Source organism: Enterobacter sp. SST3 (assembly GCF_000286655.1).
In the GTDB taxonomy this organism is placed as follows: Bacteria; Pseudomonadota; Gammaproteobacteria; order Enterobacterales; family Enterobacteriaceae; genus Enterobacter; species Enterobacter roggenkampii.
In genome coordinates, this window is record NZ_ALNS01000013.1 from 42,893 (window position 1) to 59,458 (window position 16,566).

Sequence of the window (16,566 nt, forward strand, 5' to 3'; positions counted from 1 at the left end):
TTGTTAACTCAAACGACGAGCCCATTCCTGACTGGCTTTCCCCAATTGCCCGAAAACATATTCAAAGGCTTCACGGCTTTTGCGATACGGGTCGGGAATGTCCTGGGTTTCCAGCCATTGTCCAAATAGCAGCGATTTTCCCCGGTTCTCCGGGGCCATTGTGGCAATAAAACGAAGGTGTTCCGGCTCCATCACCAGAATCAAGTCGGACTGTTGCAACAGACTGCACGTCACCCTGCGGGCAACGTGCCCCTCCAGCGAAAGGCCGTGACGCAAGGCCACAGCCTGCGCACTCGCATCCGCCGGGCGTCCTTCAAGTCCGAAAATACCTGCAGAGGTGACCTGCCTGCCGGGTAATAGCTGACGCAATAGCCGCTCACCAATGGGTGAGCGGCAAATATTGCCGGTGCAGACCACTAAGATCGAATGGAACATGACTACGGCCACGATCGGATGTTACGAACGGTTTCGGTCAGGTCATGTACGCCGCTGATGGTGGGCACCAGTTGGGAGATCACGCGATTCCAGCGCGATAGCGGTGCCGTGGTGACGTAGACAATGTCATACGGCTCAAGCTGGAATTCCGTACCCAGCACCATGGCTGAAGCATCTTCCGCATTCAGCTGATAGATATTGGCGATTTTGTCGGTGTCACCTTTTTTCGATACCTGGCGAATAACAAAAATGCCGGTTGCATCGGCCATATTTTGGTTAAGCCCCCCGGCATTGCCCAGGGCCTCGGCCAACGTCATGCCGCTACGATCCATCTTAAGGGTGCTCTGTTTCACCACCTCGCCCATTACGAACACTTTCAGCGCGTCGTTCCGGGGAACAAACAGGATATCGCCAGGATAAAGCAGCTTATTTTGGGTCAAATCGCCATGCTGCATCAGGGCATAGAGTGAGAGGTGGGCGTCCTGTCCATTGTGTGTGAGCACTACGTTACGCCAGTCGGCATCCGCCGAGAGCCCACCCGCGGCGTTAATCGCATCCATCACCGTCAGCGGAATATTGGTTATCGGCTGTTGACCCGATTTTTCCACCTCTCCGGTGACGTAGGCTTTTTGTGAACGGAAGGAGGCTACGCTGACGTCCACCTGCGGGCTCTCAATGACGCTATCCAGTCGAGCCGTAATCTCTTCACGTACCTGTGAAACCGTTTTTCCTGCCACCCGCAGTTTACCGACATAGGGATAAAAGAGCGTACCGTCAGCGTTGACCCAGTTGCCTGTATCGCTCGCGCTACGATATTGTCCTGCGGGCGTTGTTAATTCAGGATGATCCCAGACGGTGACCGTCAGGATGTCGCCTGCGCCAATACGGTATTCCCAGTTTTTGATCTGCTTGTCCAGATTAGGATTTGCCTGAGATTTCGACACGGGCGGGCGCAGTTTTTCAATCCACTCCGGCGTCAGCGGAAAAATTTCCACGCGCTTATCAAGCTGATAATTTGCCTCTTCCGCCGAAATAACTTTCTTACCTGACACACTTAAGTTCTGACCAGGTGAAAAAACACACCCTGTTAACTGACTAATACTGAGAAATAACAGCGAAAATGCAGTTGTACTTTTCATTAATATAAATATTTCTTTTTAACGTTGCGTTTATCGTTAAGCCTGTAAAAAGACCCAATCCAACCCCATGAAATGTAATCAATTATGCTTATGAGAGATGAACTTCCTGCCCTTATAAAACACACCTCACCCGCGCTTTAAAAAACAGATCCTATACTCGACCTGGTTAAAAAAACGGATGTCAGCACGCTTCATCCGGAGGCAATATTGAATACTCTTCAGAGAGAAAGCATTCGCCTCGCTTTCTAACTTTGATATGGAAAGTTATTTTCAGAATTAATTAATGAAATGATAAATATTAAAAATATAATGCATCGACAATATTCCCGATACTGATAAACATCACGCAATTGGGCTACACAAAACCGTCCACTTTTGTTACATTTTTTTTTCAAACATACCCTGCGTTGATACTTAAAATGGACTGTCTGCTTCGCTTTCGACGTCCCGCAGACGAAAAGTATCTGTAACGATATCACTGGAGAAAAAATGGCTAAGCGTAAACTGCTGCTTCTGGGTGTATTACTGTCTCTGGCGGGATCCGCATTCTCTGCCCCGCAAACGGCCGCTGCACCCTCCGGCATCAAGGCCTATGAAGAACAAGAGTTCATCGCTGACTTCACGAAATTCAAGATTGGCGACACGGCGCCGGCGCAGTATCAAACGCCGGAGTACACCATCAAACAGTACCAGCTGCGAAACCTGCCGGCTCCGGATGCCGGAACCCACTGGACCTACATGGGCGAGAACTACGTGCTGATCGGCGATGCGGACGGCAAAATCTACAAAGCCTATAACGGAGATATTTTCTATCACCGCTAAGACCATTCTGATCCGCCCCTGGCAGGAAAGCGATCGTCCTTTCCTGCGCACGCTCTTTCTCCACGCCCGGCGTGAGGCCTGGCCATGGCTGGACAGTTCAGACTGGCAGCTGGAAGACTTTGACGCGGCCACCCGTGACGAAGTGATTTGGGTTGCCACGCAGAACGGCCATCGCCTGGGCTTTGCCTCCGTCTGGGCGAACGATAATTTTCTGCACAACCTCTTTGTTGACCCGCAGTATCAAAGCCACGGCGTCGGGAAAATGCTTCTGGAACAGGTGCAGAAGACGTTTACCAGTACAGGTTCGCTTAAGTGTCTGGTGAAGAATGCGCGGGCTGTCGCGTTTTACCAGCGGCACGGCTGGCACATTGAGGCGACGGGGGATTCTCCGGAGGGAGAGTATTATTTGATGCATTATCGGCTTGGGTAAAGTCAGGTGGCGCTTCGCTTACCTGACCTACAAAACCGTATTTCGTAGGCCGGGTAAGGCGAAGCCGCCACCCGGCACTAAGCGAAGAGGTATTACACCGCGCGGAACGCGATTTCGCCCGGGATGACTTCGCCCTGCCAGTAAAGCTGCGCCGCAACGCGTCCCGCCAGCTGACGATACATCTCTGCAAATTCGCTGTCCGGACGGCTGACGACCGTCGGCTTGCCGCTGTCCAGATCTTCACGCAGGGTAATGTGCAGCGGCATCTGTCCCAGCAGTTGGGTGTGATACTTCGCAGCCAGTTTTTCTGCCCCGCCCGTACCGAAGATAGGTTCATGGTGACCGCAGTTGCTGCAGATGTGCATGCTCATGTTCTCAACGATACCGAGCACCGGCACTTCCACCTTCTCGAACATCACGATGCCTTTTTTGGCGTCGATCAGCGCGATATCCTGCGGCGTGGTCACCACAACGGCACCCGTCACCGGAATGTTCTGCGCCAGCGTGAGCTGAATATCACCGGTGCCCGGCGGCATGTCCAGCACCAGATAATCCAGATCCGGCCACATCGTCTCCTGCAGCATCTGCAGCAGCGCTTTGCTGGCCATCGGGCCGCGCCAGACCATGGCGTTATCGTCAGTCACCAGGTAACCGATGGAGTTGGTCGCCAGACCGTGCGCCATGATCGGCGCCATGTGGGTCCCATCGGGCGAGGTTGGACGCTGGTTTTCCGCGCCCAGCATGTTTGGAATAGACGGGCCGTAGATGTCGGCATCAAGAATACCGACCTTTGCCCCTTCCGCTGCCAGCGCCAGCGCCAGGTTTACGGCAGTAGAGGATTTCCCCACCCCGCCCTTGCCCGAGCTGACGGCAATGATGTTTTTCACGCCGTTGACGCCAGGCTGGTTTTTCACGCGCTTCAGCGTGGCGATGCTGTGGCTCAGCTTCCAGTCGATCGCCTTCGCGCCGGTAATGCGCAGCAGCTCGGCGCTGGTCTGCTCTTTCAGCGCGTCAAAGGCGCTGGTCCAGACGAACGGCATCTGCAGCTCAACGTGCAGCGTGTCGTCCAGCCAGGCAACGTGGTGTAACGCTTTCAGCGTAGTGAGATTGTGCTTCAGGGTTGGATGCTGAAAGTTAGCCAGCGTCCCGGCGACCATTGCTCGTAAGGCTTCCGGTGATTTGGCCTGGGATTGAGAACTCATCCCGACTCCTTTGTTCTTGTGAATAAGACCTTAGATGAACAAGTTTACCTGAAAGGCCGTGGTTTGTGCTTACTTAATAATGCCCCTTTTGGTAATATCAAAAACCCTTTTCACAGTTAAAAGAAGTAATGCCTACTATGACTCAAGTCGCGAAGAAAATTCTGGTAACGTGCGCACTGCCGTACGCCAACGGCTCAATCCACCTCGGCCACATGCTGGAGCATATCCAGGCTGATGTCTGGGTCCGTTACCAGCGAATGCGCGGCCACGAGGTTAACTTCATCTGTGCGGACGATGCCCACGGCACGCCGATCATGCTGAAAGCGCAGCAGTTGGGGATCTCCCCGGAGCAGATGATTGCCGAAATGAGTCAGGAGCATCAGACCGATTTTGCTGGCTTTGACATCAGCTATGACAACTATCACTCCACGCACAGCGACGAAAACCGCGAGCTGTCGGAGCTGATCTACACCCGTCTGAAAGAGAACGGTTTTATCAAAAACCGCACCATCTCTCAGCTGTACGATCCGGAAAAAGGCATGTTCCTGCCGGACCGCTTCGTCAAAGGCACCTGTCCGAAATGTAAATCCCCGGACCAGTACGGCGATAACTGCGAAGTGTGCGGCGCGACCTACAGCCCGACCGAGCTTATCGAGCCGAAATCCGTGGTTTCCGGCGCCACGCCTGTGATGCGTGACTCCGAGCACTTCTTCTTCGACCTGCCGTCCTTCAGCGAAATGCTGCAGGCATGGACCCGCAGCGGCGCGCTGCAGGAGCAGGTAGCGAACAAGATGCAGGAGTGGTTCGAATCCGGCCTGCAGCAGTGGGATATCTCCCGCGATGCGCCGTACTTTGGCTTCGAAATCCCGAACGCGCCGGGCAAATACTTCTACGTCTGGCTGGACGCGCCAATCGGCTACATGGGCTCTTTCAAGAACCTGTGCGACAAGCGTGGCGACACCGTCAGCTTCGACGAATACTGGAAGAAAGACTCTACCGCCGAGCTGTACCACTTCATCGGCAAAGACATCGTTTACTTCCACAGCCTGTTCTGGCCGGCCATGCTGGAAGGCAGCAACTTCCGCAAGCCAACCAACCTGTTTGTTCACGGCTACGTGACGGTGAACGGCGCCAAGATGTCCAAGTCCCGCGGGACGTTCATCAAGGCCAGCACCTGGCTGAACCACTTCGACGCGGACAGCCTGCGCTACTACTACACCGCGAAGCTCTCTTCCCGCATCGACGATATCGACCTGAACCTGGAAGATTTCGTGCAGCGCGTGAACGCGGACATCGTGAACAAGGTGGTGAACCTGGCGTCCCGTAACGCGGGCTTTATTGCCAAGCGCTTTGACGGCGTGCTTTCTGCCGAACTGGCCGATCCGGCGCTGTATAAAACCTTCACCGATGCCGCCGCTGCGGTTGGCGAAGCCTGGGAAAGCCGTGAATTCGGTAAAGCGATTCGCGAAATCATGGCGCTGGCCGACGTTGCCAACCGCTATGTGGACGAGCAGGCCCCGTGGGTGGTCGCGAAACAGGAAGGCCGTGACGCCGACCTGCAGGCGATCTGCACCATGGGTCTGAACATGTTCCGCGTGCTGATGACCTGGCTGAAGCCGGTTCTGCCGCAGCTGGCAGCCCGCGCTGAAGCGTTCCTGAACACCGAACTGACCTGGGATGCTATTCAGCAGCCGCTGCTCGGCCACAAGGTCAACACCTTCAAAGCGCTGTACAACCGCATCGAGATGAAGCAGGTTGAAGCCCTGGTGGAAGCCTCTAAAGAAGAGGTGAAGGCAGCTGCGGCACCGGTCACCGGCCCGCTGGCGGACGATCCGATTCAGGAAACCATTACCTTTGACGATTTCGCCAAAGTCGACCTGCGCGTGGCGCTGATCGAGAACGCGGAGTTCGTGGACGGCTCTGACAAGCTGCTGCGCCTGACGCTGGATCTGGGCGGCGAGAAGCGCAACGTCTTCTCCGGGATCCGCTCTGCCTATCCGGATCCGCAGGTGCTGATCGGCCGTCAGACCGTGATGGTGGCGAACCTGGCGCCGCGCAAAATGCGCTTCGGCATCTCTGAGGGGATGGTGATGGCCGCAGGCCCTGGCGGGAAAGATATCTTTCTGTTAAGCCCTGACGAAGGCGCGAAGCCGGGCCAGCAGGTGAAATAACAAAAAAGCCGGAGATTATCTCCGGCTTTTTTTTGCCCGGCGGCGCTACGCCTGCACGGGCCTACGGGTTTTGTAGGCCGGGTAAGGCGAAGCCGCCACCCGGCTAAACATCACGCCTTCGGGTGATGCACCCGGTGGGTCAGCCCGCGCAGGAAATTACGCAGGAACTGGTCGCCGCACTCGCGGTAGTTTTTATGATCCGGTGCGCGCATCATGGCGGTCACTTCCGGCACGGATACGCGGAATTTTTGCTCGGTCATGATCGCCACGATATCGTCCGTTTTCAGCGAGAACGCGATACGCAGCTTTTTCAGCACCGTGTTGTTGTTCACCCGACGCTCCAGCGCCAGCTCTGGCGCGGCCGGATCTTTGCCGCGCTTATCGTAAATCAGGCCGTTCAGGAAGCCCGACAGAATGATATCAGGGCAGCGGACAAACCCCTCTTCGTCTTCTTTGGTCATCCACGTGTCAAAACTGGCAGACGTGGATTCCATGTCGGAAAGCGCAAGAATGCGCACCATGTCGTTATTGTTCGCTTTCAGGGTGTAGCGCAGGCTACGAAGAATATCGTTACTTAGCATAGTGCCTTCGAATGTCGATGATGCAATGGCGCGCAGTGTACCAGCTTTACAGCCCAATCGCCTCTTTCAAACTCTTCAGGTAGCGGCGGCTGACCGGGACGGTTTGCCCGGCGCGCAGCACCAGCTCGGCCTGGCCGTTATCTTCCAGGCGGATCTCCTTCAGATGCGCCATATTCACCAGGTACTGGCGGTGACAGCGAATCAGCGGCGTGCGGCTCTCCAGCGTGCGCAGGGTCAGCTCGGTAAACCCTTCGTTCCCTTCCGCGCTGGTAACAAATACCCCGCTCAGGCGGCTGCTGACAAAGGCCACATCATCCATCTGCAGAAGATAGATCCGGCTGTGCCCGGTGCAGGGGATAAACTTCAGCGGCTGCTGGTTCTCCGCCAGCAGCGTGACGTCCTGCACGGTGCGCTCCTGGCGTAAACGGGTGAGCGTTTTATCCAGACGCTTCTCTTCAATCGGCTTGAGTAAATAATCAAACGCATGCTCCTCAAAGGCCTTAACGGCATATTCGTCGAACGCCGTCAGAAACACGATGTAGGGACGATGGTCCGGGTCAAGCATGCCGACCATCTCCAGCCCGCTGATGCGGGGCATCTGAATATCAAGGAACAGCACGTCCGGGCGCAGCTTGTGCACCGCGCCGATAGCCTCAATGGCGTTGGCGCACTCCCCCACAATCTCAATATCCGGCTGCTCCTGCAGCAGAACGCGCAGGTTTTCCCGTGCCAGCGGCTCGTCATCCACAATCAGCACTTTTAACATGCGTTTTCCTCCAGCGGCAGTCGTAGGGTAATACGGGTAAATCGGTCGGGCTCGCAGGCGACGGTAATGCCACAGTCATCGCCAAAATGGGCGCGCAGGCGTTTATCCACCAGGCTCATCCCTAATCCGCCGGAGGCGGAAGGCTGATAAAGCCCGGCATTATCTTCAATATCCAGCACCAGGTGATGGTTGAATCGGCTGGCGGCAATGGTTATCTCCCCCCTTCCCAGCAGCTGTGATGTACCGTGCTTAATGGCGTTTTCGACAATCGGCTGCAGGGTAAAGGCCGGAAGATGCTGATACGCCAGCTCGTCCGGCACGGAGAGCGACACCTGCAGACGCGACTGGAAACGCGCCTGCTCAATCTGCAGATAGGCATTCACGTGCTCAATCTCATCGGCGAGGGTCACGATCTCCGACGGCCGTTTCAGGTTCTTGCGGAAAAAGGTCGACAGAAACTGCACCAGCTGCGCGGCCTGATCGCTGTCGCGGCGGATCACCGCTTTGAGCGTATTGAGGGCGTTGAACAGGAAATGCGGATTGACCTGCGCATGCAGCAGCTTAATCTCCGACTGCGTCAGCAGGGCTTTCTGCCGCTCATACTGCCCGGCGAGGATTTGCGCGGACAGCAGCTGGGCGATCCCCTCCCCCAGCGTGCGGTTGATGGAGCTGAACAGACGGTTTTTCGCCTCATACAGCTTGATGGTGCCCATCACCCGCTGATTCTCGCCGCGAAGCGGAATCACCAGCGTGGAGCCCAGCTTGCACTGGGGATGCAGCGAACAGCGGTAAGGCACTTCGTTACCGTCGGCATACACCACCTCGCCGGTTTCGATGGCGCGCAGCGTATAGGCTGAGGAGATCGGCTTGCCCGGCAGATGGTGATCGTCGCCCGTACCGGTAAAGGCCAGCAGCTTTTCCCGATCGGTTATCGCCACCGCGCCGATATCCAGCTCCTTGTAGAGCACCTGGGCCACCTTCATGCTGTTCTCTTCGTTGAACCCCTGGCGCAGGATCCCTTCCGTCGAGGCGGCAACCTTCAGCGCCGTGGCGGAAAAGGCCGAGGTGTACTTCTCAAACATGGCGCGCTTGTCGAGCAGGATGCGCATAAACAGCGCCGCGCCCACGGTATTGGTCACCATCATCGGAGCGGCAATGCTGCTGACCAGGTGCAGCGCATCCTCAAACGGACGGGCAATCAGCAGAATGATCGCCATCTGCGCCATTTCGGCCACAAAGGTAATGGCACCGGCGGTGAGCGGACTAAATACCTTGTCCGGGCGACCGCGCTTGATCATATAGCTGTGCACCAGACCGCCGAGAAGCCCTTCAACGATCGTGGAGATCATACAGCTCAGCGCCGTCATCCCGCCCATGGAATAGCGATGCAGCCCCCCCGTTAAACCGACAAGCCCCCCGACGACGGGACCGCCGAGCAGCCCGCCCATCACCGCGCCGATAGCGCGCGTATTGGCAATAGAGTCTTCGATATGAAGACCAAACCAGGTCCCCATAATGCAGAATATGGAAAATACGACGTAGCAGAGGAATTTGTGCGGCAGACGGACGGTGACCTGCATCAGCGGGATAAACAGGCGCGTTTTGCTCATCAGCCAGGCAATGACCAGAAACACGCACATCTGCTGAAGCAACAGCAGCACCAGGTTAAACTCGTACATACTCAAAACCGCACACGCTAAAAAACGCGTAACATACACGGATGCGGCTCAACTTTCTTTGAAGCATCCCAAAAAAGCGTAAAATCGTGCCCGTTATCACACCTTTTTCAGAATATCGCATACGCTTCGCATTCTTTGTGCAAAAAACAATCAATTCTTCCTGGTTCGGCAAAGTGGGTCTACAGTTAAGCTGGGGACGCGTAAGCCAGGGGGCGAATATGGCGCTTTACACGATCGGTGAAGTGGCACTCCTTTGTGATATCAATCCCGTTACCCTACGGGCGTGGCAGCGACGGTATGGATTACTCAAACCGCAGAGGACCGACGGTGGGCATCGCCTTTTTAATGATGACGATATCGACCGCATTCGCGAAATCAAAAGCTGGATCGACAACGGCGTGCAGGTTGGGAAAGTGAAGTCCCTGCTGAGCCACGACGACCCGGATACGCAACATCTCTGGCGCGAACAACAGGAAACCCTGCTGCGGCTCCTGCAGGCGGGCAACCTGCAGCGCCTGCGTGGATGGATAAAAGAGCAGGGTCGCGATTACCCGGCGCAGACGCTGATATCCCATCTTTTCATTCCGCTCCGGCGACGCCTGCAGTGCCAGCAGTCCACCCTGCAGGCGCTGCTCAGCATGCTCGACGGCGTGCTGATCAACTACATTGCCGTCTGCCTTGCCTCAGCGAAGAACAAAGCCGGAAAAGATGCGCTGGTTGTCGGCTGGAACGTACACGACACCACCCGCCTGTGGCTGGAAGCGTGGATTGCCACCCAGAAGGGCTGGCGCGTGGATGTTCTGGCGCACTCGCTGGCGCAGCTCAGACCTGAGTTTTTCGACGGCCAGACCCTGCTGGTCTGGTGTGGCGAAGTGCCGTCCGCCTCGCAGCAACAGCTGCTGACGGAATGGCGTGAGAATGGTTACCCGGTCTATTCCCTCGGTCCGGATGAGCCATAACGGCATTTAATGGTTCATTAACAGCTGCGCTTCACCGTATAATTGTTCCGTTAACAACAGGAGCACATGATGAAGGCAACCAAACTGGCCATTATTACCCTTTTTGTCCTGATGGCCGTAAGCGGTATCGGCGGCGTGATGCTGGCAGGATACTCGTTTATTGTTCGCGGCGGTGTCGGCTGAGGTACAGCGCCAGCCGCTCAAAAGCGCGATCGACGACGATTGCCGCCAGCGCAACCAGCAGCGCTCCCTGCACAATATACGCCGTATTAAACCCGCTTAAGCCGATAATGATCGGCGTGCCCAGCGTATTAGCGCCGACCGTCGACGCAATGGTCGCCGTCCCGATGTTAATGATGACCGACGTGCGGATCCCGGCAATGATAACCGGTGCCGCTAGCGGCAGTTCAACCTTGCGCAGCCGCTGACCGCGACTCATCCCCATCCCTTCCGCCACGCTCAGCACGGACGCAGGTACCGCCGCGAGGCCCGCCAGCGTGCCCTGCAGCACCGGCAATACGCCGTACAGAATCAGCGCAATGATGGCAGGCTGTTGGCCAAAGCCCATCACCGGCACCGCTATCGCCAGCACCGCCACCGGGGGAAACGTCTGTCCGATGGCCGCAATCGTCTCCACCAGCGGGCGAAACTCCCGGCCCGCGGGCCGCGTGACCGCGATGCCCGCCCCCACGCCCAGCACAACCGCGATGGCGCTTGAGAGCGCCACCAGCCAGAGATGCGCCAGGGCGAGATTAATGAAGCTCTCCTGCTGATACACCGGCCGCGGCAGCCCGGGAAAGAGACTGTTAAACAGCGCCGCGCTGTGGGGCATCAGAAACAGTAAGCCGACAAAGAGCGCTACCAGCCAGAGAAGCGGATCACGCAGTGCCTTCACGCGTCACCTCCCCGGCCAGCAGATCGCGAAAGTGTAAGGTGCCGCACGGCGCGCCCCGGGCATCCGAAACGGGCAATACTTCGCACTGGCGCGCGACAAACGCGGAGAGCGCATCCCGCAGGCTCATCTGCGCCTGCAGCGGTTCGCCGCTCACCGGCGCCGCCTCCCGACGCATATAGTCGCTGACCGTTCGCAGGGAGAGCAGCCTGACGCCCAACTCGCTGCGGCCAAAAAACTCGCGCACAAAGTCGTTCTTCGGCCAGGTTAACAGCTCAAGCGGCGAGCCCTGCTGCACAACTTCGCCATGATCCATCAGCACCAGATGGTCAGCCAGGCGCAGGGCTTCATCAATATCGTGCGTCACGAGTACGATCGTGCGTCCGAGAATGCGGTGAATGCGGGTCATCTCCGCCTGCAGCGCGCCGCGCGTGACCGGATCCAGCGCGCCGAAGGGTTCATCCATCAGCAGCACCTGCGGGTTGGCCGCCAGCGCGCGCGCCACGCCCACGCGCTGCTGCTGCCCGCCGGAAAGCTGGTGCGGATAGCGGTCGCGCAGCGCGGGCTCTAGCCCCAGCAGAGCCATCAGCTCATCAACACGTTCGGCGATTTTCGTCCGCGACCATTTCTCCAGCTGCAGCACGGTGGCGATGTTCTGCGCCACCGTCCAGTGCGGAAACAGGCCGATAGACTGTATGGCATAGCCCATCCGACGGCGCAGCTCCAGCACCGGCAGGCTGCGGATCTCTTCCCCGGCAAAGCGGATCAGCCCGCTGTCATGCTCCACCAGCCGGTTGATCATCTTCAGGGTGGTGGATTTGCCCGACCCGGAGGTGCCAATCAGCACGGAAAACGCCCCCTCGGCAAAGTTCAGGTTCAGGTGGCTCGCCGCCGGGCGACCGGCAAAGGTTTTACTGACATCATGAAATTCAATCATTGGCTCTTCTCCCGAGCAGCGCGAGCCATAAGGCAAACAATGCGTCGACGACCACCGCCAGCGCAATCGTGGGCACCACGCCCAATAACACCAGATCCAGGGCACTGCTCAGCAGCCCCTGGAAGACCAGCGCGCCAAAGCCGCCCGCGCCAATCAGCGCCGCAATCACCGCCATGCCGACGGTCTGGACTGCCACCACCCGCAGGCTGCGCAACAGCAGGGGCAGCGCCAGCGGCAGCTGAATTTTCCAGAAACACTGCCGCGCGCTCATTCCCATCGCATGGGCGCTTTCCAGCACGTCAGGTGCGACCTGACCTAAGCCCGCGACCACGCCGCGTACCAGCGGCAGCAGGGCATACAGCACCAGCGCGATAAGCGCGGGCGTTAATCCCGTTCCGGCTATTCCCAGCATTCCCAGCGCCGGAAACGACTTCACCAGCCCGGCCAGCGGCGCAATCAGCAGGCCAAACAGCGCGACGGAAGGAATGGTCTGGATAACGTTGAGCACGGTAAAAACCCCGCCCTGGCGTGAAGGATGGCGATAGCACCACATACCAAGGGGGATCCCAACCAGAAGCGCCGGAAAGAGCGTACCGAAGAGGATCGTCAGGTGCTGCGCGAGGGCATCATCAAACACCTCCTGACGGTTGGCATACTCTTTTAACAGCGAGAGGTTGTTCAGCTCCCCGCTGAACAGCAGGAGTAAAGGAATACACCATATCTGCGCATTGAGCACCCATCGCCAGACGGCGCTGGGGATGAGTCGACGAATCGCATCGCTGCAGGCCAGCAGGCAGAGCGCCAGCCACAGCCACAGGCCGCTGCCGATAGTGGTTCTCGCCAGCGGGCTTTCCGCCGAGGCCATATGCGTCGCCGCCAGCCCGGCGCTCCAGAACAGGAGAATAAACAGCCCTTCAGAAAGAAGCAGCGTCAGCCACTGGGCCGGGCGTCCCTGCCAGAGCGACAGGATCACCCACGCGCCCAGCGCCGCCGCCAGCCACCCCGGCGTAAATGACCAGACCTGCCAGAGCGCTTTTCCCTCCCCCGACATCAGGCGGTTTGGGGCAACGTTGACAAACGGTAACGCGACCGCCGCGATGGCCACGCAGGCCAGCAGCAGCAGGACGCGGTTATGACATTTTATTGGCACAGCCTTTTCCCGTTACTTCACAAGCCCTTGTTGTTTCAGGAAGTCGGCGGCCACTTTTTTGGCATCCAGCCCCTCGACGGCAATGCTGGCATTCAGCTGCTGCAGCGTTTTTTCATCCAGCTTTTCGAAGACCGGTTTGACCCATTCTGCAATGTCCGGGTACGCTTTCAGCACCGCCTCACGCACCACCGGGGTCGGCGCGTAAATTGGCTGTACACCTTTTGGATCGGTCAGGGTCTGCAGGCCAAGCGCCGCCACCGGGCCGTCGGTGCCGTAGGCCATGGCCGCGTTAACGCCGGAAGTTTGCTGTGCCGCCGCTTTGATGGTCACCGCGGTATCCCCGCCCGCCAGCGAGAGAAGCTGCGCCTGGTCGAGCTTGAAGTCGTAGGCTTTTTCAAACGCGGGCAGCGCGTCAGGACGCTCGATAAACTCCGCCGACGCCGCAAGCTTAAAGTCGCCCTTCTCTTTCAGGTAGCGGCTGAGATCCGCCAGGGTAGTCAGCTTCCCTTTCTCCGCCACGTCCTTGCGCACGGCGATAGTCCAGGTATTGTTGGCCGGTGCCGGGGTCAGCCAGACCAGTTTGTTCTGTTCCGCGTCCAGCTTTTTGACTTTCTCATACCCGGCTTTGGCGTTTTTCCATGCCGGATCGTTTTCATCTTTGAAGAAGAATGCGCCGTTGCCGGTGTATTCCGGGTAGATATCCAGCTCGCCGGAGGTAATCGCGCCGCGCACGACGGGCGTGGTGCCGAGCTGAACTTTATTGACCGTTTTCACGCCGTGGCTTTCCAGCACCTGCAAAATAATATTGCCGAGCAGCGCGCCTTCGGTATCGATCTTCGAACCCACTTTTACCGGCTCCGCCGCCTGTAACGGCAGGCTCAGCGCCGCCAGTAACACCGCAGATCCCAACATCCCCTTTGCAATCGTCATTCCGCTATCCTCATTTTTTTGCTGCCTTTTTCAGAGGCTTGAGAGAAAAGCGTAGCTTAAAACGGCGGAATTAACCGTCAAAATGCCTTTTTAGCATAAGGTAAGACGCCTCCCCCGCAGGACGGGGGGAGGCAAAGGAGGGAAAGGTTACAGCAGCTCGAACTCGCCTTTATTCACGCGGGCGGAGTCCACGCCGATAAAGACGTTAAACTTGCCCGGTTCCGCATCGTATTTCATCTGCTGGTTCCAGAACTTCAGCGCATCCACGTCGATCGGGAAGCTGATGGTTTTGGTTTCCCCCGGCTTCAGGTTGACCTTCTCAAAACCGCGCAGCTGTTTCACCGGACGGCTCATCGACGCGGTGACATCCTGCACGTACATCTGGATCACCGTAGCCCCTTCGCGCTTGCCGGTGTTGGTCACCTCAACGCTGGCGGTGACCTTGCCGTCACGCTTCAGGGTCGGCGCCGACATTTTCACGTCGGAGACCTTGAAGGTGGTGTAGCTCAGGCCGTAACCAAACGGATAGAGCGGGCCGTTAGCTTCGTCGAAGTAGCGAGAGGTGTACTTGTTCGGCTTGTCGGCGTTATACGGGCGACCGGTGTTCAGGTGGCTGTAGTACACCGGAATCTGCCCGACGGAGCGCGGGAAGGACATCGGCAGCTTGCCCGACGGGTTGTAATCGCCAAACAGCACGTCGGCGATGGCGTTACCGCCTTCGGTACCGGCGAACCAGGTTTCCAGAATGGCGTCAGCCTGCTGGTCTTCCTTCACCAGCGCCAGCGGACGACCGTTCATCAGCACCAGCACCAGCGGCTTGCCGGTGGCTTTCAGGGCGGCGATCAGATCGCGCTGGCTCTGTGGAATGGTGATATCGGTACGGCTGGAGGCTTCGTGCGCCATACCCTGCGCTTCACCCACGACCGCAACAACGACGTCAGACTGCTTCGCGGCGTTCACCGCTTCGTCAATCATCTCCTTCGGCGTGCGCGGATCGACCTTCACCGCTTCCTCGTACTGGTTGAGGAAGGTCACGATATCTTTATCGTTGGTGACGTTCGCCCCTTTGGCGTAAACCACTTTGGCGTTTTCACCGACGGCACTCTTGATACCGGTCAGCACGGTCACGGACTGGTCAGCCACGCCCGCCGCAGACCAGCTGCCCATGACGTCGCGCTTGCTGTCGGCCAGCGGCCCCACCACGGCAATGGTGCCGGATTTTTTCAGCGGCAGCGTGTCGAGGCGGTTCTTCAGCAGCACCAGGCTTTCGCGCGCGACGTCACGCGCCTCTTTGCGGTGCAGGCGGCTTTCGGCATTGGTATCTGCCGGGTCAGAATCTTTCGGCCCCAGGTGGCTGTACGGATCGTTAAACAGCCCCATGTCGTATTTCACGTTCAGCACGTGACGGGTGGCATCGTCCAGCTCCGCCATCGTCACCTTGCCGCTCTTCACCAGCCCCGGCAGGTACTTGCTGTAATACTCGTCGCTCATGCTCATGTTGATGCCGGACTTGAGCGCCACGCGCACCGCGTCTTCCGGATCGGAGGCGGTACCATGCTTGATCAGCTCTTTAATCGCGCCGTGGTCAGAAACGGTGATGCCTTTAAAGCCCCACTGGTCGCGCAGAACGTCTTTCAGCAGCCAGGAATCAGAGGTCGCAGGCGTGCCGTTCAGCGAGTTCAGCGCCACCATCACCGCGCCGCTGCCCGCATCCAGCCCTGCCTTGTACGGCGGCATGTAGTCGTTGAACAGGCGCTGCGGGCTCATGTCGACGGTGTTGTACTCTTTACCGCCCTCCACCGCGCCGTAGGCCGCAAAGTGCTTGACGCTGGTCATCACCGAGTAGCGGTCCGCCGGGCTCTTGCCCTGCATCGCTTCCACCATGGTTTTACCCATCGTGGAGGTTAAAAACGTATCTTCACCAAAGCCTTCCGAGCCGCGGCCCCAGCGCGGATCGCGCGAGACGTCCACCATGGGCGCCCAGGTCATGTTCAGCCCGTCGTCCGCCGCTTCATAAGCCGACACGCGCCCGACGGTTTTCACCGCGTCGAGGTTAAAGGAAGACGCTAAGCCGAGGCTGATGGGGAAGACGGTACGCTGGCCGTGCACCACGTCGTAGGCAAAGAACAGGGGAATTTTCAGGCGGCTGAGATCCATCACCTGGTCCTGCATCTTGCGGATATCCTGGCGGGTGACGGTATTAAAGATGGCACCTACCTGCCCGTCTTTGATCATCTCGCGGATGGCCTCTTTCGGGTTATCCGGGCCGACGCTGATCAGACGCAGCTGGCCGATTTTCTCATCGACCGTCATTTTCTTGAGCAATTCCGTGACAAACGCGTCCCGCGCTTCAGGCGTGAGCGGGTGATTGCCAAACAAATCCTCTGCCAGCGCAGGTTGCAGCGCCAGGCTGACGGCGACACCTACAGAACATAGCCATTTCATGTCGTTTTACTCTCTCATCAATAACCGC

Annotated in this window: 16 protein-coding genes; 5 read left to right on the forward strand and 11 right to left on the reverse strand. The window is 57.9% G+C overall.

Translation table 11 applies throughout. From position 1 onward, the window contains the following. Positions 1 to 3 precede the first annotated feature (3 nt). Together B498_RS13465 and B498_RS13460 are read right to left on the reverse strand one after the other, a co-directional pair. Entirely contained in the window at positions 4 to 435 is a 432-nt protein-coding gene (locus B498_RS13465) for a protein-tyrosine-phosphatase (protein WP_008500885.1), read from the reverse strand. 2 nt (positions 436 to 437) lie between these two features. Further along, positions 438 to 1,574 (reverse strand): polysaccharide export protein, encoded by a 1,137-nt coding sequence (locus tag B498_RS13460; protein ID WP_008500886.1) that lies wholly within the window; start codon positions 1,572 to 1,574, stop codon positions 438 to 440. A 489-nt stretch (positions 1,575 to 2,063) separates the two neighbouring features. Here B498_RS13460 and B498_RS13455 point away from each other — a divergent pair, with 489 nt between their 5' ends. Both B498_RS13455 and B498_RS13450 read left to right on the forward strand, forming a co-directional pair. Continuing rightward, on the forward strand, positions 2,064 to 2,396 hold the full coding sequence (locus tag B498_RS13455; protein WP_008500887.1) for an RcnB family protein: 333 nt from the start codon (positions 2,064 to 2,066) through the stop codon (positions 2,394 to 2,396). Then, the gene (locus B498_RS13450) at positions 2,341 to 2,826 is read left to right on the forward strand and encodes a GNAT family N-acetyltransferase (RefSeq protein ID WP_008500888.1); all 486 of its coding nucleotides are present in this window, start codon (positions 2,341 to 2,343) and stop codon (positions 2,824 to 2,826) included. The genes B498_RS13455 and B498_RS13450 overlap by 56 nt, the downstream gene beginning before the upstream one ends. A gap of 92 nt (positions 2,827 to 2,918) precedes the next feature. Here B498_RS13450 and apbC read toward each other — a convergent pair whose 3' ends face one another. Continuing rightward, the gene (apbC, locus tag B498_RS13445) at positions 2,919 to 4,028 is read right to left on the reverse strand and encodes an iron-sulfur cluster carrier protein ApbC (RefSeq protein ID WP_008500889.1); all 1,110 of its coding nucleotides are present in this window, start codon (positions 4,026 to 4,028) and stop codon (positions 2,919 to 2,921) included. Between the two features lie 137 nt (positions 4,029 to 4,165). Between apbC and metG the strand changes: the two genes are divergently transcribed. After that, entirely contained in the window at positions 4,166 to 6,199 is a 2,034-nt protein-coding gene (gene metG, locus B498_RS13440; RefSeq protein ID WP_008500890.1) for a methionine--tRNA ligase, read from the forward strand. A gap of 110 nt (positions 6,200 to 6,309) precedes the next feature. Here the strand turns inward: metG and B498_RS13435 are convergent, their stop codons facing one another. Genes B498_RS13435 through B498_RS13425 form a run of 3 tightly spaced genes read right to left on the reverse strand, consistent with a single transcriptional unit; the run spans position 6,310 to position 9,225 of the window. Next, positions 6,310 to 6,780: a DUF1456 family protein gene (locus B498_RS13435; protein ID WP_008500891.1), complete on the reverse strand. Its 471-nt coding sequence runs from the start codon at positions 6,778 to 6,780 to the stop codon at positions 6,310 to 6,312. Between the two features lie 46 nt (positions 6,781 to 6,826). Then, entirely contained in the window at positions 6,827 to 7,546 is a 720-nt protein-coding gene (gene btsR, locus B498_RS13430) for a two-component system response regulator BtsR (RefSeq protein WP_008500892.1), read from the reverse strand. Continuing rightward, a complete protein-coding gene (locus tag B498_RS13425; RefSeq protein ID WP_032622865.1) occupies positions 7,540 to 9,225 on the reverse strand; it encodes a sensor histidine kinase in 1,686 nt (561 codons plus the stop codon). The genes btsR and B498_RS13425 overlap by 7 nt, the downstream gene beginning before the upstream one ends. A gap of 218 nt (positions 9,226 to 9,443) precedes the next feature. Here B498_RS13425 and mlrA point away from each other — a divergent pair, with 218 nt between their 5' ends. Further along, a complete protein-coding gene (mlrA, locus tag B498_RS13420) occupies positions 9,444 to 10,184 on the forward strand; it encodes an HTH-type transcriptional regulator MlrA (RefSeq protein WP_008500894.1) in 741 nt (246 codons plus the stop codon). 69 nt (positions 10,185 to 10,253) lie between these two features. Next, entirely contained in the window at positions 10,254 to 10,367 is a 114-nt protein-coding gene (locus B498_RS22710) for a protein YohO (protein WP_008500895.1), read from the forward strand. Here the strand turns inward: B498_RS22710 and B498_RS13415 are convergent. The 5 genes from B498_RS13415 to bglX form a co-directional block, all read right to left on the reverse strand. Next, positions 10,342 to 11,079, reverse strand: coding sequence for an ABC transporter permease (locus tag B498_RS13415; RefSeq protein ID WP_008500896.1), 738 nt, complete (start codon positions 11,077 to 11,079; stop codon positions 10,342 to 10,344). The two genes, B498_RS22710 and B498_RS13415, sit on opposite strands and share 26 nt — an antisense overlap. Then, positions 11,063 to 12,013 (reverse strand): ABC transporter ATP-binding protein, encoded by a 951-nt coding sequence (locus B498_RS13410; protein WP_008500897.1) that lies wholly within the window; start codon positions 12,011 to 12,013, stop codon positions 11,063 to 11,065. Before B498_RS13410 ends, B498_RS13415 begins: the two co-directional genes overlap by 17 nt. Further along, entirely contained in the window at positions 12,006 to 13,163 is a 1,158-nt protein-coding gene (locus B498_RS13405) for an ABC transporter permease (protein WP_008500898.1), read from the reverse strand. Before B498_RS13405 ends, B498_RS13410 begins: the two co-directional genes overlap by 8 nt. A gap of 12 nt (positions 13,164 to 13,175) precedes the next feature. After that, positions 13,176 to 14,093 carry an ABC transporter substrate-binding protein gene (locus B498_RS13400; protein ID WP_008500899.1) on the reverse strand — a complete coding sequence of 306 codons (918 nt, stop codon included), beginning with the start codon at positions 14,091 to 14,093 and terminating at the stop codon, positions 13,176 to 13,178. A 147-nt stretch (positions 14,094 to 14,240) separates the two neighbouring features. Then, a complete protein-coding gene (gene bglX / locus B498_RS13395; protein ID WP_008500900.1) occupies positions 14,241 to 16,538 on the reverse strand; it encodes a beta-glucosidase BglX in 2,298 nt (765 codons plus the stop codon). Positions 16,539 to 16,566 lie beyond the last annotated feature (28 nt).